Below are 19,726 nucleotides of genomic sequence, written 5' to 3' on the forward strand. Positions count from 1 at the left end.
GAACCTGCCGCGTGTGTCATCAGCGCTTGCTGTACATACTATCCGTATCTTCTCTAAGGGGGGATATGACAATGGGCAGAACAAAACTGGGAAACAGAAATGCTCAGCAGAATAACAATGCCAAAAAGAAAAACGGTTTCGGACAGAAATTTGATTCTTATGCCGGCCGTGAAGCTGAAAAGCTGATGGCAAGCAATAAAAGACACGGTGAGTAACGTGACGGCAGCATCTTCCAAATGGGGGGATGCTGTTTTTTTACCGCCTTCTTTGGTAAAATAGGAACATTGAATAAAAAAAGGAGTTTCGATATATGAATAACAAATTACTGCTCGTGGACGGCATGGCGCTTTTGTTCCGCTCATTTTTCGCGACGGCCGTTCATCGCAATTTTATGATAAATGAAAACGGAATCCCGACAAACGGCGTCAACGGTTTTTTAAAGCATCTCATTACGGCGGTTGATACATTTCAGCCCACACATGTCGTCTGCTGCTGGGATATGGGAAGCAAAACGTACCGCAATGATTTGTTTCAAGATTATAAGGCCAACAGAAGCGAACCGCCGCTTGAGCTGATTCCGCAATTTGATTTAGCGAAAGAAGCAGCGCGAGAGCTCGGTTTTTTAAACATCGGCATAAAAGGCTATGAGGCGGATGACTGTATCGGTACGCTTTCTGCCCTATTTTCCGGAGAAGCGGAAATTACGATTGTAACGGGTGATAAAGATCTGCTTCAACTGCTGAATCATCAAGTTCAGGTAGCGCTGCTGCAAAAGGGTATCGGCAATTATAAGGTATATACAGATGAGATATTCAGAGAAGAAACGGGGGTTCCGCCAAAAGCGCTGATTGACATTAAGGCGCTGATGGGAGACTCGAGCGATAACTATCCCGGCGTTAAAGGGATCGGGGAAAAAACGGCGTACAAGCTGATCCGTGAATACGAAAACATAGAACGGTTATTAGAAAGCCTCGCTCTCTTGCCGAAGGGCCAGCAAACGAAAATTCAGCAAAGCTTGAAAGAATTGGAGCTGTCAAGGCAGCTTGCTGAAATACATTGCGAGGTGCCGTTAGTCTGTACGCTTGAAGAAGCGATTTTTTCATTGAAGATGGAAGAAGCATCCTTAATGCTCAGACGCCATCAGATAAAAGGAATTGAAAGAATGCTCGAAAAGCTGAACGCCAGAGAGATCAGCTGATCCCTCTAGCGTTTTGTATTGCTTTTTTTTGCGTTGTTTTCAAGGGCTGATTTCGGGTCTTTATGCGCATTTCCTTCCATATTTCCCTGAGGATTCACGCCCCCGGTCAGACGGCCTTTATTTTCTTTTCTCATAGCTGTTCACCTCATTTGTAGGATGAACAGTGAAACGCAATTTCATTCCGGTTATTTATTCAGCCGGACCGCTTTTTTTGCGAGCTGATCGGCTGTTTGGTTTTGTCTGCCGGGAATCCACTTAATGAAAAACAATGGAAATCCGGCCTTTAAGCGGATGATTTCATCCACAAACGGCTGGAAAGCCTTGTTTTTAACCGCTTCAAGTTCCGCGGCCCGCTCCACGATATCTGAATCCGTCCGGAATGACACGGACTCAAATCCGCGGGCGGCACACAGCTTCATTCCTTCAATTAAAGCGAGAAATTCAGCTTCCTGATTTGAATGGTCGCCGATCGGAATTGAGAAAGATTCTGTTTTCCCGTCATGTTTAATAAAAATACCGATACCGGAGGGGCCCGGGTTTCCGGCGCTTGCACCGTCCACGTAAATTTCAGCAGGCATCATCCGTCACTCTCCCTTCGGTGTCATTCGTTTTGCCGCATACGCATAAGGGACAGAAATGAGTGATACCGCAAATTTAATCAGGTAAGTCGAAATAAAGATGCTGAACCATACGCCCGCGGAATAAACGCCGATAAAGGCCACGGCAGTGAAGATAAATGTATCCAGCAGCTGGCTGAGCGCCGTGCTTCCGCTGTTTCTGAGCCAGAGAAGCCTGTCTGAAGGAAAGATTCTCCGAATGGCTGAATATACATAAACATCTATCGTTTGGCTGAAAATAAAAGCCAAGAGGCTTCCGAGCGCAACACGCGGCAGAAAACCGAAAATCGTCTCAAGGGCAGGCTGCGCGATATCTGACGCAGCCGGTTTATATAAAAGAGCCCCCTGCATGGCGCATGTCAAAGCGAGCAAAGTGGAAAAGCCGAGCCAGACGGCTTTGCGCGCTTCCCGGGGACCGTATTTTTCGTTCAGCACATCCGTTGCGAAGAAAACGGTGCCGTACATGATATTTCCCAGTGTCGCCGTAAGCCCGAACAGCTCAACTGTTTTGACAACCTGCAAGTTGGCGCACACCGTGGCGAAACCGATCCATACGAATAGGCCCGTTTTGCCAAATCCTTTATAAAACAGAAGAACAATGATAAAATGAATGACCGCAAATAAGATCCATAACACATCGTTAAACAAAACCTGCTGACTTCCTTTCAATTTGAGAATGGTTTGATTATAGCACACGCCCGTCAACTAATGAATGGTAAGGTGATTTCAATGAATCTTAAGCCGTATATCGAAATAGAAGCAAAAGGAACAGGCCCTGTCGCGTTTTTTTCCGAAGATTGGCTGACCGTTCCGAAAGCGCGCATGCTTGCAAGAGAAGTCAGCCGCTTTCCTTATATAAAAGACATTTATTTTGAGGATGAAAAAGGCGCGAGCTGGACGCTTAAAGAATTAGAAAAGCTTACTGAAGAACTTGCGTACGAACCTGACGACATTACAGTGTATTTCGACGGCGGCTTTGACAAAACAAGCGGACGCGCCGGACTCGGAATTGTCGTGTATTATTCTCTCGGCGGCAAGCGGCATCGCATACGGAAAAACAAAAGCTTAACGCTTCAGACGAACAATGAGGCGGAATATGCCGCTTTGTACGAAGCGCTTAAGGAAGTGCAGGAACTTGGCGCAAGCAGAAATTCAATCACGATAAGAGGGGATTCCCTCGTCGTTTTGCATCAGCTTGACGGCAGCTGGCCGTGTTATGATGAAACGCAAAACGAATGGCTGGATAAAATTGAAGCGCTGCTCGAATCCTTAAAGCTGACACCGACATATGAAGCCGTAAACCGAAAGGAAAATCAAGAAGCGGATGACCTTGCCAGAAAAATTCTCTCGGACCGGCAGATTGAAAGCCGCATAACATTAGAAGGTAACGGAGATGACTGATATTGGATAAAAAAAGCATTTATAAAGAATTGACAGAGCTTCAGGATGAATATTGCAAAGACTGTTTCGTAAAAAAGCATTTCCGCAAAGAGTTTGGAAAAACGCACGCTCATTCTTTCTGCATCAACCAATGCACGGTGGGGGAGAAGCTGAAAGCCTACGGCAAGGTGCTGACAAATCAATAAAAAATAAAACCGCAGCTTCTGCGGTTTTATTTTTCGAATTCATCAAGCTGATGCTGGCAATCGTCGAGAAGCATTCGCTGCTTTTGCAGAAAATCCTGGTCGAGAGCTTGCAGTTCACTGGATTGTGACATCGTTCTGGCATCCTGAATCGCCTGGTAAGCAGACTCCACCAAAGTTGAACTTTGGCCCCGGGTAGCCGCTCCCGTTGTTTTCTGGGCCGTTTCCACCGCTAATTCAAGCTGGCGTTTATCCGTCAGTCCGTTTGGAAAAAATTCAGAGTCCATTAAAAAACACCTCCGCAAATAGTTTGGAGATTTTTTTTAGAAATATGTACGGAAAATAGAAAAAAATATAGAAAATAAGCCGATATAACTATTGAACCTGATTAATTAGGGCTTATTTACTATTATTCAGGGTATCTTGGGAGAGAAGGGAAAAACCAGCCGTGAATGATAATGATTTAAAAACAATCCTTCAGCAGACATTTAAAGAAATATACGGTGATTTGGGAAGTTTAGCGGAAATGGCGAAAAAAGGAATGCCGTCAATGGAGAAACAAATTGAAGAAATCGAGCAGCGCTGTAAGCAGAATCTTGTCGCAATTGAGATTCAGACGGCAATCAAATAGGAGAGGCATACGCCTCTCCTCTATTTGTCATCTGATCAACATGTATTGAGTTTAGAGTTTTACAACATTAGAAGCTTGAGGTCCACGATTACCTTCGACAATTTCAAAAGAAACTTCTTGTCCTTCTTCTAATGATTTGTATCCTTCTCCTTCGATAGCAGTGAAGTGAACAAATACGTCGTCTCCGCCTTCAACTTCGATGAAGCCGAATCCTTTTTCGTTATTGAACCATTTTACTTTACCGTTTTGCATATTGCTTAATTCCTCCTAGTACTGTAGCACCTTCGTGCTAAAAAAAATTTTGTCATCATCCAACCGTACGTATGTAAACGTTGTTAAATGATGGTTCAACTATACACCATATGGGAGCGGGCGTCAAGCGGCCGCTCCCTATTTTTTATCTTTATTTTTCCAGTAACAAAGCTTAACCGGAAAAAAACAAGAAGCACACGAATCGTTCGTGTGCTTTTCTTTTACGATAATGCCATATCCGCCTTCCCGGCCATCATTTCAGATTCTTTTATAATGTCCTGCAAAATGACTTCAGAAGAGTTGGGGAGGTGAAGGCTTTTAATATTGCTCTTCATCCGGTTCAGCTTCTCCTCATCCGCAAGAAGGGAGGTGACAGACTCTAAAATTTCTTCGTGGCGGTTGACCACGACAGCCGCACCGCGATCTTCAAAGAAAATGGCGTTTTCCTTTTCCTGTCCGGGAACCGGTTTGTACAAAATAACGGGTACGCCGATCGCCGTCGCTTCCGTCAGTGTGATGCCGCCTGGTTTTGTGATCATGCAGTCCGTAATACGGAACAGCTCGTCAATTCTTTCTACATAACCCAGCACTTTCAGCCGGTCGGCATTGTCACCTTCCAAGCTGCTGAGGGATTCTTTCAGCGAGCTGTTTTTGCCGCATACCACCACAACCTGCACCTGATCGTCATGAACGAGATTTTCGCACAGTTCTTTTACGTTTTTCAGCACACCATGCGCTCCCGCCATAATAAGAAGAACTTTTTTGTCGGGAGAGAGATTGTATTTTTTATAAATCGGCTCTTTCGGCATCGATTCCTCGAATTGAGGCCTGATGGGAATGCCTGTGATCTTTACGTTGTTCGGGTGAGTGCCGATTTCAATCAGTTTTTCCTTTACGTAATCTGTGGCGACATAATATTTATCAACATTTTCATGAACCCAGATTTTGTGAAGGCAGAAATCGGTCATAACGTTGAACGTCGGGATCACTTTTCCGGTTCTCCGTCTGTATTCCGGTACGACAATCATCGGAAATGTATTGATAATAATGTCCGGCTTATGCTCTTCGACGAGCTGGCCTAAACGTTTATTTCCCATTTTAAAATAAATATTGAATTTGCGTTTATTATAGATTTTGTCAACTCCGTAATAAAACAAACGATAAAACTGTTTCCCGATTGAGAAGCTTTTTAAATAAAGGTATTGAGTAACCTCTGAAACAATCGGATTTGACTCTTGATACAAATTGGAAACCGTCACATCTAAGCCGAGACGCAGACATTGTTCGTAGAGCGTTTTGGCCACTTGAACATGCCCGTTTCCGTAATTTGCAGTCAAAATTAATACTTTTTTATTGGTATTCAAGTAAATTCACCTCAATGTAATCAACAACAAGCAAGCTTCATGCATCGTAAGGAGTTATTGTCTATAGATAAACATAACACAAGTGCATCATTTTATAATAAGCGCGGCAACATATTTAAACTAAATTTAATTGATATGTTCCATTATTTTAAAGTTTTGTTATACGCATACTGAATCAAAAGTATTTTATCATATTTTTGTCACCGTATCACTTAAAACAAAAATTAATCCCATTCATACGGAGTTTCCTGATATACGTAATAATTCAGCCAATTCATAAACAATAACGTTGCATGAGCTTTCCAGCGGTTAACAGGTTCTTTCCCGCCGGGCGCAAAATAGTGCTTAGGAGCTTCTACGTTTGAAAGATTTCTCTCTATGTCTCTCTCATACTCCTGAAGCAGCGTATCGGTATCATATTCCGGATGACCCGTTAAGAAAATCTGTTTTTCGTCTTTTGAAACGATTAAACAGACCCCCGCTTCCTCTGAAACGCTGAGCACATTCAGATCCGAAGCCGATTGCAGCTGCTCCGTATTAATATCTGTATGCCGTGAGTGTGGCACATAGTATAGCTCGTCAAATCCTCTTACCAATCTCTCATGTTTTTTAAGAACGGTATGCTCAAACACACCGAAGATTTTTTTCGGCAGCTCCACTTTCTCAATGCCGTAATGATAGTATAAACCGGCTTGAGCGCCCCAGCAGATATGGAGTGTTGAAGTGACGTTCGTTTTGCTCCATTCCATGATTTCCTTCAATTCTTCCCAGTAAGAAACATCCTCAAACGGCAGGTGCTCAATCGGAGCCCCGGTAATAATCATTCCGTCAAACCGTTTGTGGCGGATGCTGGAAAAATCCGTATAAAATTCATCCAGATGCTGCCTTGCCGTATTTTTTGGAGTATGTGTGCTCGGAATTAAAAACGTAAAGTGAACTTGTAAAGGTGAATTCCCAAGCATCCTGAGGAGCTGGGTTTCCGTTTGGATTTTTTTCGGCATCAGATTTAAAATCACGATCTTCTGCGGCCGGATATCCTGATGAAAAGCCCGGCTTTCATCCATTACAAAGATGTGTTCACTTTCAAGCACCTGCTTAGCGGGCAGGTGATTTGGTATATTAATAGGCAACATGCCACCTCCGTTATTCCCCGTTAATTTTCTTCATTATAGAAATTTTTAAGCCATTTTTCAATCCATCCCGGCGTAATAAACCGCATTTAACGCATAATGACAGGGATAAAAGCGGCAAATGGGTATAAATTCGGAGCGGCTCTTTTATTATGACGGGTAAAGAGCCGTTTGGTTCCTCGAAAAAAACGTTTTCCGTTAAGTGGAAGGAAAAAGCGGTTACAGTTTGTTTTGCAGTGTAAAACAGGTAAAATAAATGAAGAATGTAAAAAGGAGGGCCGCAGATGACAATTTACGATATAAACGTACGGACCATAACAGGCGAAGACATGACGCTATCGGCTTACAGAGGCAAGGTGATGATCATTGTGAATACAGCAAGCAAATGCGGGTTTACATCCCAGCTCAAGCAGCTTCAGGAGCTCTATGATACATATCGGGAGGAAGGTCTTGAAATATTGGGATTTCCCTGCAACCAATTCATGAACCAAGAACCTGGAAACGAAGCGGAAATTCAAGAGTTCTGTGTGAAAAACTACGGAGTCACATTCCCGATGTTTGCGAAAGTTGATGTCAATGGGGCAGACGCTCATCCTCTCTTCAAATATCTGACGGAACAGGCGAAGGGGATGCTCGGCACAAAAGCGGTCAAATGGAATTTCACTAAGTTTATCGTGGACCGAAACGGTGAAGTCAACGGGCGTTTTTCACCGAACGTCAACCCAAAAGAGCTTGAAGATACGGTGCAGAGGCTTTTGGCCCGATAAGAGGTGATACGGTGAACGAAAAAGAGCAGCTGGAAAGCGTCAGGAATTGGGTCAGAGAAAAGCTTATCAATGAACGTACGGGCCATGACTGGCTTCATATTTCCCGGGTCGCAACACTTTCTGTTTATATGGCAAAAGAAGAAGGCGCCGACTTATTTATCACTGAGACGGCCGCGCTGGTTCATGATCTGATTGACGCCAAGCTCGAAAAAAGCGAAAGGCTGACGGCAGGCGAAGTGACAGAACGGCTGGCTGCTTTCAACATTGCGGCTGGCTCCATTGAGGAGATCGCGGATATCATCACGAGAATGTCATTCAGACACAGGGAACTCCTGATAAAGCGGCCGCTTTCATTGGAGGGGAAAGTTGTTCAGGATGCAGACATGCTTGATGCGATCGGCGCAGCGGGCATCGGCAGGGCTTTTATGTTTGCCGGGGCGAAGGGTCACCCGATGTACGGAACTCAAACAAGTGTACTGGCCCATATAGAGGATAAATTAATCAAGCTTAAAGGCTTAATGAATACAAAAGCGGGAGCCGGTTTAGCAGAGGAGCGGCATCAATTTCTTTTGCAGTTCGCCGCCCGTATCCAAAAAGAGGCCGGCATCGGCAAAAGCTAAGCGGCGCAATAGAACGCTTGTGCCGACTATGTTAGAATAAGTGTCAGATTGCGCATAGGAGGACCAATATGAAGATTAAATCAATAGAACCGACGCCAAGTCCGAACACGATGAAAGTGATTTTGACTGAAGAGCTTCCGGCGGGGAAAAGCAACAATTACAAGCCTGATCAGGCAGATGATGCTCCGGCCGTCGTACGTGATATTTTAAACATTGAAGGAGTAAAGGGTGTTTATCACGTTGCCGATTTCCTGGCTGTGGAGAGAAACGCCCGTTTTGACTGGAAGGACATTCTGCCTCAGGTCCGTTCCGCTTTCGGAATGGAACATACAGAGCAGTCTGAGAGCCGTTCTGAACAGGAATCGTTCGGTGAAGTGAAGGTTTTCGTACAAATGTTCAGCGGAATCCCGATGCAGGTCAAATTGACGGACGGCGAACGTGAAGAGCGCTTCGGCCTTCCGGAACGTTTCCAAGAAGCCATCTTAAAGCTGCGTTCCGAAGCTTCAAATGTTGTATTTGAGCGGGCTTGGAAAGAACAAGGCGTGCGCTTCGGGGATTTTACCGAAATCGGACACGATGTCACAGAAGAGCTTCAGGCCGCCTACAGTGATGAGCGGCTCAAACGCCTGACAGAAGCAGCCGTACAGCAAAAGGGTGAGGCCAAACCGGCAGTGCAGCGGAAAGCTTATAAAGTGACTTTGGAAATGCTCGATGATGAAGACTGGAAACAGCGCTATGCCCATCTTGAGCAAATGGATCCGGATGAAGACGATTTACCAGTATTGGAAAAGGCGCTGCATGATCCGAAGACTTCGATCAGAAGACAAGCCGTCGTTTATTTGGGAATGATCGAAAAGCCGTCTGTGCTTCCGCTGTTATACAAAGCGCTTGAAGACAAAACGGTGACGGTCAGAAGGACGGCGGGTGACTGTCTGTCGGATCTCGGCGATGCGAGCGCCATCCCGGCTATGATGAAATCGCTCAGTGACTCAAGCAAGCTCGTGCGCTGGCGCGCGGCCATGTTTTTATATGAAGTCGGCGATGAAAGCGCGCTGGAAGCATTAAAAGCGGCGGAAGACGATCCGGAATTCGAAGTCAGCCTGCAAGTCAAAATGGCGATTGAACGGATTGAGCACGGAGAAGAGGCGAAAGGTTCAGTCTGGAAACAGATGACTGAAAGCAGAAAAAAAGAACAGTGACAACAAAAAGGTGCGCCATGCACCTTTTTTATTTGAATTCACTTTTTATAAAAATTATTTAGAATATTGTTGAAAAATGATTCAAAACTCTATATAGTAAGTACAATATTAATTGTTGGAGGGTTTTTATCGAAATACAGAAAGAATAGAAAAGCGAGACAGGGCAAAGACGCTGTAAACAGGTAATTTGCAGAACGCGCCCTAGAATAAACTGAAAATTTTAAAAATATTGCACAGTCTAAAAACAGTAGGGGGATCACCATGGCAGAATTACGCAGCAACATGATCACACAGGGAATTGACAGAGCGCCGCACCGCAGCCTTCTTCGCGCTGCCGGCGTAAAAGAAGAAGACTTCGGCAAGCCGTTTATCGCGGTCTGTAATTCATACATCGATATCGTTCCCGGGCATGTTCACCTGCAGGAATTTGGAAAAATCGTAAAAGAAGCAATCAGGGAAGCGGGCGGTGTGCCTTTTGAATTTAACACGATCGGAGTAGATGACGGAATCGCGATGGGGCATATCGGCATGAGATATTCACTGCCGAGCCGTGAAATCATTGCCGATTCAGTTGAAACGGTCGTCTCGGCGCACTGGTTTGACGGAATGGTCTGCATTCCGAACTGCGACAAAATTACGCCGGGAATGCTGATGGCGGCTATGCGGATTAATATTCCGACCATTTTTGTCAGCGGGGGGCCGATGGCAGCCGGCCGCACAAGCGACGGCCGCAAAATTTCGCTTTCTTCAGTATTTGAAGGCGTCGGCGCATATCAAGCCGGGAAAATCGGTGAAAGCGACCTGCAGGAGCTGGAACAGTTCGGCTGCCCGACGTGCGGATCTTGTTCAGGTATGTTTACGGCAAACTCCATGAACTGTCTGTCTGAAGCGCTCGGTCTGGCGCTTCCGGGCAACGGAACAATTCTGGCAACTTCACCGGAGAGAAGAGAGTTTGTGAGAAAATCAGCGGCCCAATTGATGGAGACCATCAAAAAAGACATTAAGCCGCGCGATATTGTCACCGAAAAAGCGATTGACAACGCCTTTGCGTTAGACATGGCTCTCGGCGGCTCAACCAACACAGTGCTACATACGCTTGCGCTTGCCAATGAAGCTGGGGTTGAGTACTCTTTAGAACGCATTAACGAAGTGGCTGAACGGGTGCCTCACTTATCGAAATTGGCGCCGGCCTCGGATGTCTTCATTGAAGATCTGCACGAAGCGGGAGGAGTCTCGGCGGCCCTTAATGAATTGGCGAAAAAAGAAGGGGCGCTTCATCTTGACGCGCTGACTGTAACAGGCCGCACACTCGGAGAAACAATTGCAGGTCATGAAGTAAAGGATTATGACGTGATTCATCCGCTTGACAATCCGTTTACCGAAAAAGGCGGTTTGGCCGTCCTGTTTGGGAATCTGGCTCCGGACGGCGCCATTATCAAAACAGGCGGCGTACAGGACGGGATTACAAGACATGAAGGCCCCGCTGTCGTCTTTGATTCCCAGGATGCCGCGCTTGAAGGCATTATAAACCGCAAAGTAAAAGAAGGAGATGTTGTCATTATCCGTTATGAAGGGCCAAAGGGCGGACCGGGCATGCCGGAGATGCTTGCTCCGACGTCTCAGATTGTCGGGATGGGGCTTGGCCCGAAAGTGGCGCTTATTACAGACGGCCGTTTTTCAGGAGCGTCCCGGGGTCTTTCAATCGGGCACGTATCACCTGAAGCGGCTGAAGGCGGCCCGCTCGCATTCGTAGAAAACGGCGACCATGTCATCGTTGACATAGAAAAACGGATTTTGGACGTACAAGTGCCTGAAGAAGAATGGGAAAAACGCAAGGCCGAATGGAAAGGCTTCGAGCCGAAAGTAAAAACAGGATATCTGGCCCGGTATTCCAAACTCGTAACAAGCGCCAATACAGGCGGAATCATGAAAATATAAAACAGAGGCCTGAACAATTGAATTCCGGCCCCCTCTATAGTATCCTTGACTTCATATAAGGATTTTAGAGGGGGCTTTTTTATGTCAATGGCTTATGAAGAATATATGCGCCAGCTGGTCGTGCCGATGCGCCGTGAGCTGACGGGTGCGGGTTTTCAGGAATTAACGACTGCTGAAGAAGTAGAAAGCTTTATGGAACAGGCAGAGGGCACGACATTGGTCGTTGTCAACTCCGTGTGCGGCTGTGCAGCCGGTCTCGCCCGTCCGGCTGCGACTCAGGCTGTTTTACAGCATGAAAAAGCGCCTGATCATACGGTTACCGTATTTGCCGGTCAAGATAAAGACGCAACTGCAAAAATGCGTGAATATTTTACGGGGCAGGAACCTTCCTCGCCATCAATGGCGCTGTTAAAAGGGAAAGAGGTCGTTCATTTTATTCCCCGCCACGAAATCGAAGGGCATGACATGGAGGAAATTATGAAAAATCTGACGGATGCCTTCGATGCGCACTGCTGAAATGCCCAAATTCCGGGCATTTTCTTTTTGGAGAAAAAGATGATCACAACGAGTTACAGACCAAGCGAATACACGATACACACAGCGCAGTCACTCAGTGTCAGGCTGGGTGACACTTACTGCAGCCGCAATAAACAGCCCATTGAAAAAATGCTGGAACGAGCCGCTAGCGATCTTTTAGTCATCGGAAAGGAACGGTTCGAACTTTACACGAAGCAAGGGGAGAAGTTCTTTTTTCACCCGAATACAGCGATGTTCCGCGCAAAGCGGTTTCTGAGAGGGGAAGCCGAGCCGTTGTTAAAAGCAGCCGGATTACGCGAGGGGGATTCCTTTTTAGATTGTACGCTCGGCCTGGCATCCGATGCGATTTTGGCAAGCCTGGCAGTCGGAAAAAGCGGACAAGTCATCGGCCTGGAGAAAAACAAGCTTGTCTCATTGCTTGTAGAAACAGGACTTCAAACGTGGGAAACCGAAATGGAGCAGCTCCAAACCGCCATGAAACGCATTCAGGTTAAACATGCCGACTGCGCCGATTATTTGCGGGAGCTCCCTGATTCATCGGTAGATGTCATTTATTTTGACCCGATGTTTCACGAACCTGTTGAAACGTCAGACGGCATTGCACCGCTCCGCGCGCTGGCAGAAGAGGGTTTTAACGAAGAGTGCATCACGCAAGCCGTCCGGGCGGCGAAAAAATGCGTAGTGCTTAAAGACCATTGGAAAAGCCCGCGGTTTGAACGATACGGCTTCAAGGTGCTGAAAAGAAAGACGGCGCTTTTCCACTTCGGTGTCATCCATGTAAGCTCATGATATCATGGGCTTCTTTTTCGTTAATCAGTGATTTCCATAACGACAAAATAAAGCAGCGTGAGAAGTGATACAGTCGCAAATAAAGCGTTAATCATCTCATCTCCTCCTTTTTCTCCTTCTTATTGTAAGCGGTTTATCCGCTCGGTCACAGTTACCAATTTCCCATATTGCATGATAATACGGTGCCGGACATGACGCCGCGCTTTAATCTATGCTAAAATAAAGGAAAAGAGGACAATAAAACAGAGGGGAACAATCTATCATGAAATTGTGGATGAAAAAGACCCTTGTGGTTCTGTTTACCATTGTAACGTTCGGACTCGTGTCTCCTCCGGCTGCTTTGATGACAGACAAGCCTTCAGGACAGTCGAGCAGTCTTGAGCAGAATGATTACACCGCTTTTTATGATGAACATGCCCTGACGGGAGAAGCGAAGGCAGGGCGGGAGCCTGAATTACTGTTTCAATCGTATCAGCAGCAGCTTCTCGGTGATGCTGAAAATCAATCATTTTTAAAATTCGGCAGCAAAATCTCTCCGGTCATTGAAGATGATTACAGAAGTGAAATTCTGCCGAAAATCGAAGATGTCATCACAGGACATTTAGCCAAGTTTCAAGATGATGAAGCGTATCAGGATGTGGTTATTTCCAGTAAACCGTCGGCCGGAAAAACTGAAAAAATTTTTCATGTGTATAACAGGCTGACAGGGGAAGATCTTTTAAGGTTCCACGTCCGCCGGGATCATCCTCCGCAAGACGGCTACTGGTTTAATTTTCATTACCATACCGCTGAAGACGGATTTCAATCACATCATGAGCTCGGCAGCATTTACTGGGACCGCAATACGCCGCCTGACTGGATGAGCGTGTAATAGCGAGAAGAAATAAAAAAATCATTTCTGAGAAATTTTGCAGAAATGATTTTTTATTGTGTTACACTACTAAAAGACTACTTTAAAAGGATGAAAAAAATGAAACAATATAAAGATTTGTGCCGTCATGTGTTAGAAAACGGAGAAAAAAAAGGAGACCGTACGGGAACGGGTACGATCAGCACGTTCGGCTACCAAATGCGGTTTAACCTTCAGGAAGGTTTCCCGATGCTTACGACGAAAAAGCTCCATTTTAAGTCCATCGCGCATGAGCTGCTTTGGTTTTTAAAAGGAGATACGAACGTCCGCTACCTTCAGGAAAACGGAGTCCGCATCTGGAACGAATGGGCGGATGAAAACGGAGAACTCGGACCGGTTTACGGCTCTCAATGGCGTTCGTGGCGCGGAGCAGACGGCGAGACCATTGATCAAATCTCCCGGCTGATTCATGACATCAAGACAAACCCGAATTCCAGACGTTTAATCGTCAGCGCCTGGAATGTCGGCGAAATTGATCATATGGCGCTTCCGCCCTGCCACTGCCTGTTTCAGTTTTATGTCGCGGACGGAAAACTGTCGTGTCAGCTTTATCAGCGCTCAGCGGATGTCTTTCTCGGCGTGCCGTTTAATATTGCGTCTTATGCGCTTTTAACAATGATGATCGCGCATGTGACGGGACTTGAACCGGGTGAGTTTGTTCATACATTCGGAGACGTCCACATTTACCAAAACCATGTGGAGCAGGTGAATTTGCAGCTGACAAGGGATGTCCGTCCGCTGCCGAAACTGCGGTTTGCGCGAAATGTTGATTCTATTTTTGATTTTACGTTTGAAGACTTTATCATTGAGGATTATGACCCGCATCCGCACATAAAAGGAGCTGTCAGCGTATGATTTCGTTTATTTTTGCGATGGATGAGAACCGGCTGATCGGAAAAGATAACGATCTGCCTTGGCACCTTCCCGATGATCTCGCATATTTCAAAAAAGTGACGACGGGTCACACCATTGTAATGGGGCGCAAAACGTTTGAATCAATCGGACGCCCGCTTCCGAACCGGCGGAACATCGTTGTAACCTCACGGGACGAATCTTCATTCCCGGGCTGTATTACCGCCGACTCGGCTGAGGAAGTGCTCAAGCTGATCCCGGCGGATGAAGAATGCTTTGTAATCGGCGGCGCCCAGCTGTACAGTGCGCTCTTTCCCTATGCGGACAGACTCTACATGACAAAAATTCACCATGTCTTTGAAGGAGACCGTTTTTTTCCGGAATTTAATGAAGCTGAATGGGAATTGACCTCCCGCAAACAGGGAGTAAAAGATGAAAAAAACCCTTACGATTATGAGTACCTTGTATACGAGAAAAAGAATTAAGCAGGGGGACAAGAATTGATTCGTTACGGCTGCCTTGTGATTTACGTTGTATTTATGTTCATGAAAAATATTCAGGAATATATCAATCAAAAAGAGCTTGACCCGCGGCTCTCTTTTCAAAAACAGATGAGGCTGGTGTATGAGCGGCCGAAAGCCTTTATGAGAGGCTGCATTGACGTGTCGGGATCGGCAATCGGCATTCATCATGATCAGCCGATACCGGACGGCCCCGTATTGTATGTGCATCCCAGATTGCGCCCGGCTGATCTTCTGCTGCTTGCGGGACATCTTGAAGAGCCGGCTGGTTTTATCGCTGGCGAGAAAGCTTTCCGGATGCCGTTTCTCGGAAATTGGCTGCGTCTGATGGGTGTCATTTGTGGCGGAGACAGCCGGGATGCAGTGCTTCAGGAGGCGGAAGTCCGGCTGCAAAAAGGGCAAAGTCTGATTCTGTCCGAAGACGGCGAAATCAATCCGGAGGAACTGGCCCTTCGTTTCGATCTCCCGATTGTGCCTGTCAGCACTTCGGGAACAGACCGGCTGCTGCGGGGCAGGTTATTGAAACGGCTGAAACCGGCTGACATTGAATTACATATAAAGCCCGCTTATTATCCGGCCGGTCAGAAACGGCTCCGTGCATAAAAAAAGCACAGTCTCTATACGAGAGGCTGTGCTTTTTTATTTCAGATAAAGGGAACTTTGACGCAATAAAACAAAATACAGAAAAACATCGAGGCGCTGCCGCCTAAAACAAAACTGTGCCAAATGGCGTGATGATACGGAACTTTTCTCCAAATATAAAATATTGTGCCGGCGGAATACAATAAGCCGCCGAAAAGAAGAAGGCCGAAACCGGGACCTGACAGCGAAGCGTACAGCGGTTTAATGGCGATGATGATCAGCCAGCCCATCATTAAATAGACAAGCGTTGAAAAAATGATAAACCGCTTCACAAAAAAGATTTTAAACACGATGCCTCCGATGGCAAGCGACCAAACAATAATTAAAAGGGTCAGACCGAGCGCCCCTTTAAGGGGTCCTAATAAAAATGGCGTATATGTTCCGGCTATTAATACGTATATCGCGGAATGATCCACAATTTCAAGAATGTCTTTCGTTTTTTTATGCTGGATGCTGTGCAAAAGAGTCGAGCTGAGATACAGCAGGAGCATTGAAGCGCCGAATATGGAAAAGCTGACGATGTCTGTCGGCGAGCCGTATTTCACCGCAAAGATAATGAGAAAAATAAGCGCCGGAATCGACAGCAATACACCGATTCCGTGTGTGACGGCATTTGCGATTTCTTCTTTTATTGTAAACAATCAAATGTCCTCCTTTTTAAAGGATTTGTTTTTGCAGTGACTGCAAAAAGGTCAACCCTTCTAATGTGATTTTTGTTCCTGCGCGTCCCCGGCCTTTTGTCACATAGTTCATCTTTTCTAAGTAATCAAGCCTGTTTCTGACTTGCTGGGGCGTTAATGTCATTGTGCTGTTTTCGCTTAATTCGGATATGCTCCGTCTGCTGGCGGGTTCGCCTTTTGTATTTAAGTCTTTAATTGCTTCCAAAATAAACAAAAACTCTTCTTTCTCCATCAATGTCAGCCGTTTTTCTTTTTTCTTAGCGGTTTTCGCTTTCTGGCTGTTTTTGATATACGGCGGGACATGCTCGGGATAAATCGTGCTGCCGGATGCTGCCGCGGCCATATAGTGCGCCGCATTTTCAAGTTCTCTGATGTTGCCGTTAAAGGTGTGCCGCTCAAACAGCGGATAAACGGACGGATCGATATGAACATGCTGCCCCGAGGCTGTCAGCATATGCTGCAGAAGAAGCGGTATATCGCTTTTTCGTTCAGATAAAGCAGGGAGCGGAAGGCATAACACGTGAAGCCTGTAAAATAAATCTATGCTGAACGTGTTTTCCGCGCCGGTATCGCCAAGATTCGCCGTGCTGCTTGCAATGATGCGGGCGGAAAGCCCGGCGTCCAGCTCGGAAAGAAGGCGGGCCTGTACCGAGAGCGGCATGTCTCCGATTTCATATAAGAATAATGTTCCGCGGCGGGCCCTGTTTAATGCGCCTTCAGCGCCGAACAGTTCATATTCGAGCCGCTCTTCGCTTTGACTGCAGTGAACGGTAATAAATAGTTCGCTGTTTCTGCGGGATTTATGATGGATCGCTCTGGCCATTTGTTTTTTTCCGGTTCCGACTTCACCCGTTATGAAGACCGGCAAATCAGATAAGGCAAATTGCGAGGCCAATCGTTTCGCTTCTGAAAAGGTGTGATGTTCGCCGGCTAGCTGATAAAAAGGATCAGTTTGTTCAATTACACTCATAAATTGGCTCCTTTTGGTTCTAATTGGTTTAAGTATAACACGTTTATGCGATCGAAAATATCTTTTTCTCTTGTATCGGTTCATTTATTTTTATTTACAAAATTAAAATAATTATCTTATTGTTTGAATATTCATGTTATAATGGCATATTAAATAGGGATTTAAATAAGAAAGGACTCTGTAAATGAAACCGTTGCTTAAAGAAGACTCTCTCATCCAGGTAAAAGACATTTTAAAAGCGCACCAAAACGTAAAGGACGTTGTGATACATACGCCTTTGCAGAGGAATGACAGACTTTCTGAGAGGTATGGCTGCAATATCTATTTGAAAAGAGAAGACCTGCAGGTAGTCAGATCATTTAAGCTCAGAGGGGCTTATAATAAAATGAGGCAGCTCTCAAAAGAGCAGACTGAAAACGGAATTGTATGCGCAAGTGCGGGAAACCATGCGCAGGGGGTTGCGTTTTCATGCAAACACCTCGGCATTCACGGCAAGATTTTTATGCCGTCAACCACACCGAGACAGAAAGTATCCCAAGTGGAACTGTTCGGAAAAGAATTTGTTGAAATCATATTGACGGGTGACACTTTCGATGATGCGTATAAGAGTTCTGCGGAATGCTGTGAAAAAGAAAACCGCACGTTTATTCATCCGTTTGACGATCCCGATGTCATGGCCGGACAGGGAACGGCTGCCATCGAAATTTTAAATGACATTGACGTCGAACCGCATTTTCTTTTTGCAAGCGTAGGGGGAGGAGGACTCCTGTCCGGGCTCGGCACGTACATGAAAAACATCTCGCCGGATACAAAAATCATAGCGGTAGAGCCGAAGGGCGCAGCCTCCTATTTTGAATCGAAAAAAGCCGGACAAGTGGTTGAACTTGAGAAAATTGATAAATTTGTCGATGGGGCTGCCGTAAAAAAAATCGGCGCTGAAACCTTTCAAACGCTCGAAACCGTCGTCGATGACGTTTTGCTTGTCCCGGAAGGAAAAGTGTGCAGCACGATTCTTGAATTATATAATCAATGCGCCATCGTGGCTGAACCGGCGGGTGCATTGTCCGTGTCAGCACTTGATCTGTACAAAGAAGAGATTAAAGGGAAAAACGTCATCTGCATGGTCAGCGGAGGGAATAATGACATCGGCAGAATGCAGGAGATGAAGGAGCGCTCCATGATTTACGAGGGGCTGCAGCATTATTTTATCGTTAATTTCCCGCAAAGGGCGGGAGCGCTTCGCGAATACCTTGATGAGGTGCTCGGTCCTGATGATGACATCACCCGGTTTGAATACACGAAAAAAAATAACAAAAGCAGCGGCCCCGCATTGGTCGGCATTGAGCTTAAGCATCGGGAAGATTACGGCGCGCTCATTGCCCGGATGAATCAAAAAGGATTTCATTACGTAGAGGTGAATAAAGATCAGGATCTGTTCCACCTGTTAATCTGACTTTTTTTAGAACGGCCGCGCAAAATGACAGACACGCTTTCTCAGATTGTATATAATAAAAAGAAAACAATCGAAAAAGAAGGATTGATATCTTGTTACTCAAAAGCCTAGAGTTCAAACGACAGGACGGGATTCAGGTAAAAGTGACAGAAATACCGGTTGTCACGGAAGGTGAACAATATTTTTTTCAAATTCATCAGCACCTTGAGCTTTATTTGAGAGAAGTTTTTGCTTCACAAAGTGTGGGAACAGTGTATTCATTCCGACAATATGTCAAGCGCCGTATGAAGTGGAAAGATTATGAGGCCGTTTTCAGCCAAGAGATTTTAAAACATAACGCATAACGGTGCACATTCCTTAGCGCCTTCCTTTTGATAAGGGAGGGTGCGGGAATTTTTTTATGATGAACGCTGTAAGCGTTTTATCTATGGGGGGAATGGTAATGAAAAAAATGAAAAGCTTCGCTGCCGTCTTTTGTTTGCTGCTCTTGTGCGCCTGCGGGGGGAAAACGATAAAAGACCCGCTGAACTATCAGATTGAGCCGTTTTCATATCAGAACCAAGACGGGAAAACAGTGTCACTGAAAAGCCTGAAGGGGCATGTCTGGATTGCCGATTTTATGTTTACAAACTGTAATACAGTCTGTCCGCCGATGACGGCCCACATGACCGAACTGCAAAAAAAACTGAAGGCTGAGAACCTGGACGTGCGGATTGTGTCATTCAGTGTAGATCCTGAAAATGATACGCCGAAACAGCTGAAAGCCTTTGCTTCCAAATATCCGCTTTCGCTTCGCAACTGGGATTTTCTGACCGGTTACAGCCAAAAGGACATTGAAGATTTTGCGATGAACAGCTTTAAAGCAATCGTCAAAAAGCCGGAGGGAGAGGACCAGGTCATACATCAAACTTCTTTTTATTTAGTCGGACCTGACGGCAAGGTGCTTAAAGATTATGACGGCGTGCAGAAGGTTCCGTATGATGATATCCTGTCAGATGTCAAAGCGGCTGAGGAGCTCAAGTAAACTGGCAGATTAGACATTTTCAAAACTGAAAAAACATGTTACACTTTCC

27 protein-coding genes and 1 pseudogene are annotated in these 19,726 nt (G+C 45.7%); 18 read left to right on the top strand and 10 right to left on the bottom strand.

The window, feature by feature from the left end:
- The first annotated feature begins 71 nt into the window (after positions 1 to 71).
- Both C5I45_RS09155 and C5I45_RS09160 read left to right on the top strand, forming a co-directional pair.
- Entirely contained in the window at positions 72 to 215 is a 144-nt protein-coding gene (locus C5I45_RS09155; protein WP_003153570.1) for a hypothetical protein, read from the top strand.
- Between the two features lie 95 nt (positions 216 to 310).
- A complete protein-coding gene (locus tag C5I45_RS09160) occupies positions 311 to 1,198 on the top strand; it encodes a 5'-3' exonuclease (protein ID WP_015388086.1) in 888 nt (295 codons plus the stop codon).
- A gap of 5 nt (positions 1,199 to 1,203) precedes the next feature.
- Here C5I45_RS09160 and sspL read toward each other — a convergent pair whose 3' ends face one another.
- From sspL to C5I45_RS09175, 3 genes are read right to left on the bottom strand one after another with little or no spacing between them, the layout of a single operon-like run.
- A complete protein-coding gene (gene sspL / locus C5I45_RS09165; protein ID WP_003153575.1) occupies positions 1,204 to 1,332 on the bottom strand; it encodes a small, acid-soluble spore protein L in 129 nt (42 codons plus the stop codon).
- Positions 1,333 to 1,383: 51 nt separating this feature from the next.
- On the bottom strand, positions 1,384 to 1,776 hold the full coding sequence (locus tag C5I45_RS09170) for a reverse transcriptase-like protein (protein ID WP_003153577.1): 393 nt from the start codon (positions 1,774 to 1,776) through the stop codon (positions 1,384 to 1,386).
- A 6-nt stretch (positions 1,777 to 1,782) separates the two neighbouring features.
- Positions 1,783 to 2,463, bottom strand: a complete 681-nt coding sequence (locus C5I45_RS09175; RefSeq protein ID WP_003153578.1) for a queuosine precursor transporter — start codon at positions 2,461 to 2,463, stop codon at positions 1,783 to 1,785.
- Between the two features lie 81 nt (positions 2,464 to 2,544).
- Between C5I45_RS09175 and C5I45_RS09180 the strand changes: the two genes are divergently transcribed.
- Together C5I45_RS09180 and C5I45_RS09185 are read left to right on the top strand one after the other, a co-directional pair.
- Complete coding sequence (locus tag C5I45_RS09180; protein WP_024085518.1) at positions 2,545 to 3,216, top strand: ribonuclease H family protein; 672 nt, start codon at positions 2,545 to 2,547, stop codon at positions 3,214 to 3,216.
- 2 nt (positions 3,217 to 3,218) lie between these two features.
- Positions 3,219 to 3,401 carry a zinc-finger domain-containing protein gene (locus C5I45_RS09185; protein ID WP_003153581.1) on the top strand — a complete coding sequence of 61 codons (183 nt, stop codon included), beginning with the start codon at positions 3,219 to 3,221 and terminating at the stop codon, positions 3,399 to 3,401.
- Between the two features lie 26 nt (positions 3,402 to 3,427).
- On the opposite strand, the gene C5I45_RS09190 is transcribed toward C5I45_RS09185, so the two are convergent.
- Positions 3,428 to 3,685, bottom strand: coding sequence for a DUF2564 family protein (locus C5I45_RS09190; protein WP_003153583.1), 258 nt, complete (start codon positions 3,683 to 3,685; stop codon positions 3,428 to 3,430).
- 161 nt (positions 3,686 to 3,846) lie between these two features.
- Between C5I45_RS09190 and C5I45_RS09195 the strand changes: the two genes are divergently transcribed.
- Positions 3,847 to 4,029: a hypothetical protein gene (locus C5I45_RS09195; protein ID WP_003153585.1), complete on the top strand. Its 183-nt coding sequence runs from the start codon at positions 3,847 to 3,849 to the stop codon at positions 4,027 to 4,029.
- Positions 4,030 to 4,080: 51 nt separating this feature from the next.
- Here C5I45_RS09195 and cspD read toward each other — a convergent pair whose 3' ends face one another.
- The 4 genes and pseudogenes from cspD to metA all read right to left on the bottom strand — a co-directional run bounded on the left by cspD (position 4,081) and on the right by metA (position 6,775).
- Positions 4,081 to 4,281 carry a cold-shock protein CspD gene (gene cspD, locus C5I45_RS09200; RefSeq protein WP_003153604.1) on the bottom strand — a complete coding sequence of 67 codons (201 nt, stop codon included), beginning with the start codon at positions 4,279 to 4,281 and terminating at the stop codon, positions 4,081 to 4,083.
- A 15-nt stretch (positions 4,282 to 4,296) separates the two neighbouring features.
- Positions 4,297 to 4,408 (bottom strand): annotated as a pseudogene (locus C5I45_RS19660) (hypothetical protein); the annotation flags it as partial.
- 94 nt (positions 4,409 to 4,502) lie between these two features.
- Positions 4,503 to 5,645, bottom strand: a complete 1,143-nt coding sequence (locus tag C5I45_RS09205; RefSeq protein WP_003153606.1) for a diglucosyl diacylglycerol synthase — start codon at positions 5,643 to 5,645, stop codon at positions 4,503 to 4,505.
- Positions 5,646 to 5,869: 224 nt separating this feature from the next.
- On the bottom strand, positions 5,870 to 6,775 hold the full coding sequence (metA, locus tag C5I45_RS09210) for a homoserine O-acetyltransferase MetA (protein ID WP_014305265.1): 906 nt from the start codon (positions 6,773 to 6,775) through the stop codon (positions 5,870 to 5,872).
- A 284-nt stretch (positions 6,776 to 7,059) separates the two neighbouring features.
- Here metA and C5I45_RS09215 point away from each other — a divergent pair, with 284 nt between their 5' ends.
- The 10 genes from C5I45_RS09215 to C5I45_RS09260 all read left to right on the top strand — a co-directional run bounded on the left by C5I45_RS09215 (position 7,060) and on the right by C5I45_RS09260 (position 15,511).
- Positions 7,060 to 7,542, top strand: a complete 483-nt coding sequence (locus tag C5I45_RS09215; RefSeq protein ID WP_015388087.1) for a glutathione peroxidase — start codon at positions 7,060 to 7,062, stop codon at positions 7,540 to 7,542.
- Positions 7,543 to 7,553: 11 nt separating this feature from the next.
- Positions 7,554 to 8,162, top strand: coding sequence for an HD domain-containing protein (locus tag C5I45_RS09220; protein WP_003153612.1), 609 nt, complete (start codon positions 7,554 to 7,556; stop codon positions 8,160 to 8,162).
- A gap of 68 nt (positions 8,163 to 8,230) precedes the next feature.
- On the top strand, positions 8,231 to 9,361 hold the full coding sequence (locus tag C5I45_RS09225) for a conserved virulence factor C family protein (protein WP_003153614.1): 1,131 nt from the start codon (positions 8,231 to 8,233) through the stop codon (positions 9,359 to 9,361).
- A gap of 261 nt (positions 9,362 to 9,622) precedes the next feature.
- Positions 9,623 to 11,299, top strand: a complete 1,677-nt coding sequence (gene ilvD / locus C5I45_RS09230) for a dihydroxy-acid dehydratase (RefSeq protein WP_007409524.1) — start codon at positions 9,623 to 9,625, stop codon at positions 11,297 to 11,299.
- 81 nt (positions 11,300 to 11,380) lie between these two features.
- Positions 11,381 to 11,815, top strand: a complete 435-nt coding sequence (locus C5I45_RS09235; protein WP_003153619.1) for a BrxA/BrxB family bacilliredoxin — start codon at positions 11,381 to 11,383, stop codon at positions 11,813 to 11,815.
- A gap of 39 nt (positions 11,816 to 11,854) precedes the next feature.
- Positions 11,855 to 12,625: a class I SAM-dependent methyltransferase gene (locus tag C5I45_RS09240; RefSeq protein ID WP_025852520.1), complete on the top strand. Its 771-nt coding sequence runs from the start codon at positions 11,855 to 11,857 to the stop codon at positions 12,623 to 12,625.
- A 262-nt stretch (positions 12,626 to 12,887) separates the two neighbouring features.
- Positions 12,888 to 13,496 carry a YpjP family protein gene (locus C5I45_RS09245; RefSeq protein WP_003153621.1) on the top strand — a complete coding sequence of 203 codons (609 nt, stop codon included), beginning with the start codon at positions 12,888 to 12,890 and terminating at the stop codon, positions 13,494 to 13,496.
- A 99-nt stretch (positions 13,497 to 13,595) separates the two neighbouring features.
- Positions 13,596 to 14,390 (top strand): thymidylate synthase, encoded by a 795-nt coding sequence (locus C5I45_RS09250; protein WP_003153622.1) that lies wholly within the window; start codon positions 13,596 to 13,598, stop codon positions 14,388 to 14,390.
- Positions 14,387 to 14,872 carry a dihydrofolate reductase gene (locus C5I45_RS09255; RefSeq protein ID WP_012117807.1) on the top strand — a complete coding sequence of 162 codons (486 nt, stop codon included), beginning with the start codon at positions 14,387 to 14,389 and terminating at the stop codon, positions 14,870 to 14,872. Before C5I45_RS09250 ends, C5I45_RS09255 begins: the two co-directional genes overlap by 4 nt.
- 15 nt (positions 14,873 to 14,887) lie before the next feature.
- Positions 14,888 to 15,511 carry a lysophospholipid acyltransferase family protein gene (locus tag C5I45_RS09260; RefSeq protein WP_025852515.1) on the top strand — a complete coding sequence of 208 codons (624 nt, stop codon included), beginning with the start codon at positions 14,888 to 14,890 and terminating at the stop codon, positions 15,509 to 15,511.
- Positions 15,512 to 15,552: 41 nt separating this feature from the next.
- Here C5I45_RS09260 and trhA read toward each other — a convergent pair whose 3' ends face one another.
- Together trhA and C5I45_RS09270 are read right to left on the bottom strand one after the other, a co-directional pair.
- Entirely contained in the window at positions 15,553 to 16,191 is a 639-nt protein-coding gene (gene trhA, locus C5I45_RS09265) for a PAQR family membrane homeostasis protein TrhA (protein WP_003153625.1), read from the bottom strand.
- A 16-nt stretch (positions 16,192 to 16,207) separates the two neighbouring features.
- Entirely contained in the window at positions 16,208 to 17,200 is a 993-nt protein-coding gene (locus C5I45_RS09270; RefSeq protein WP_003153626.1) for a sigma 54-interacting transcriptional regulator, read from the bottom strand.
- Between the two features lie 184 nt (positions 17,201 to 17,384).
- Here C5I45_RS09270 and ilvA point away from each other — a divergent pair, with 184 nt between their 5' ends.
- The 3 genes from ilvA to C5I45_RS09285 all read left to right on the top strand — a co-directional run bounded on the left by ilvA (position 17,385) and on the right by C5I45_RS09285 (position 19,677).
- A complete protein-coding gene (gene ilvA / locus C5I45_RS09275) occupies positions 17,385 to 18,653 on the top strand; it encodes a threonine ammonia-lyase IlvA (RefSeq protein ID WP_003153629.1) in 1,269 nt (422 codons plus the stop codon).
- Between the two features lie 92 nt (positions 18,654 to 18,745).
- Positions 18,746 to 18,997: a DUF2535 family protein gene (locus C5I45_RS09280; protein ID WP_015388089.1), complete on the top strand. Its 252-nt coding sequence runs from the start codon at positions 18,746 to 18,748 to the stop codon at positions 18,995 to 18,997.
- Between the two features lie 98 nt (positions 18,998 to 19,095).
- Positions 19,096 to 19,677 (top strand): SCO family protein, encoded by a 582-nt coding sequence (locus tag C5I45_RS09285; protein WP_032861527.1) that lies wholly within the window; start codon positions 19,096 to 19,098, stop codon positions 19,675 to 19,677.
- Positions 19,678 to 19,726: the final 49 nt, after the last annotated feature.

The sequence above is a fragment of the Bacillus sp. ZY-1-1 genome, assembly GCF_003047165.1.
Lineage (GTDB): Bacteria > Bacillota > Bacilli > Bacillales > Bacillaceae > Bacillus > Bacillus velezensis.

Excerpts from the sequence above, each read along its gene's own strand:
- C5I45_RS09190 (WP_003153583.1), bottom strand. The coding sequence starts at position 3,685 with ATGGACTCTGAATTTTTTCCAAACGGACTGACGGATAAACGCCAGCTT.
- C5I45_RS09180 (WP_024085518.1), top strand. The coding sequence starts at position 2,545 with ATGAATCTTAAGCCGTATATCGAAATAGAAGCAAAAGGAACAGGCCCT.
- ilvA (WP_003153629.1), top strand. The coding sequence starts at position 17,385 with ATGAAACCGTTGCTTAAAGAAGACTCTCTCATCCAGGTAAAAGACATT.
- C5I45_RS09170 (WP_003153577.1), bottom strand. The coding sequence starts at position 1,776 with ATGCCTGCTGAAATTTACGTGGACGGTGCAAGCGCCGGAAACCCGGGC.
- C5I45_RS09270 (WP_003153626.1), bottom strand. The coding sequence starts at position 17,200 with ATGAGTGTAATTGAACAAACTGATCCTTTTTATCAGCTAGCCGGCGAA.
- C5I45_RS09155 (WP_003153570.1), top strand. The coding sequence starts at position 72 with ATGGGCAGAACAAAACTGGGAAACAGAAATGCTCAGCAGAATAACAAT.
- C5I45_RS09225 (WP_003153614.1), top strand. The coding sequence starts at position 8,231 with ATGAAGATTAAATCAATAGAACCGACGCCAAGTCCGAACACGATGAAA.
- ilvD (WP_007409524.1), top strand. The coding sequence starts at position 9,623 with ATGGCAGAATTACGCAGCAACATGATCACACAGGGAATTGACAGAGCG.
- C5I45_RS09285 (WP_032861527.1), top strand. The coding sequence starts at position 19,096 with ATGAAAAAAATGAAAAGCTTCGCTGCCGTCTTTTGTTTGCTGCTCTTG.
- cspD (WP_003153604.1), bottom strand. The coding sequence starts at position 4,281 with ATGCAAAACGGTAAAGTAAAATGGTTCAATAACGAAAAAGGATTCGGC.
- C5I45_RS09240 (WP_025852520.1), top strand. The coding sequence starts at position 11,855 with ATGATCACAACGAGTTACAGACCAAGCGAATACACGATACACACAGCG.
- C5I45_RS09255 (WP_012117807.1), top strand. The coding sequence starts at position 14,387 with ATGATTTCGTTTATTTTTGCGATGGATGAGAACCGGCTGATCGGAAAA.
- C5I45_RS09235 (WP_003153619.1), top strand. The coding sequence starts at position 11,381 with ATGTCAATGGCTTATGAAGAATATATGCGCCAGCTGGTCGTGCCGATG.
- C5I45_RS09215 (WP_015388087.1), top strand. The coding sequence starts at position 7,060 with ATGACAATTTACGATATAAACGTACGGACCATAACAGGCGAAGACATG.
- C5I45_RS09245 (WP_003153621.1), top strand. The coding sequence starts at position 12,888 with ATGAAATTGTGGATGAAAAAGACCCTTGTGGTTCTGTTTACCATTGTA.
- C5I45_RS09160 (WP_015388086.1), top strand. The coding sequence starts at position 311 with ATGAATAACAAATTACTGCTCGTGGACGGCATGGCGCTTTTGTTCCGC.
- sspL (WP_003153575.1), bottom strand. The coding sequence starts at position 1,332 with ATGAGAAAAGAAAATAAAGGCCGTCTGACCGGGGGCGTGAATCCTCAG.
- C5I45_RS09250 (WP_003153622.1), top strand. The coding sequence starts at position 13,596 with ATGAAACAATATAAAGATTTGTGCCGTCATGTGTTAGAAAACGGAGAA.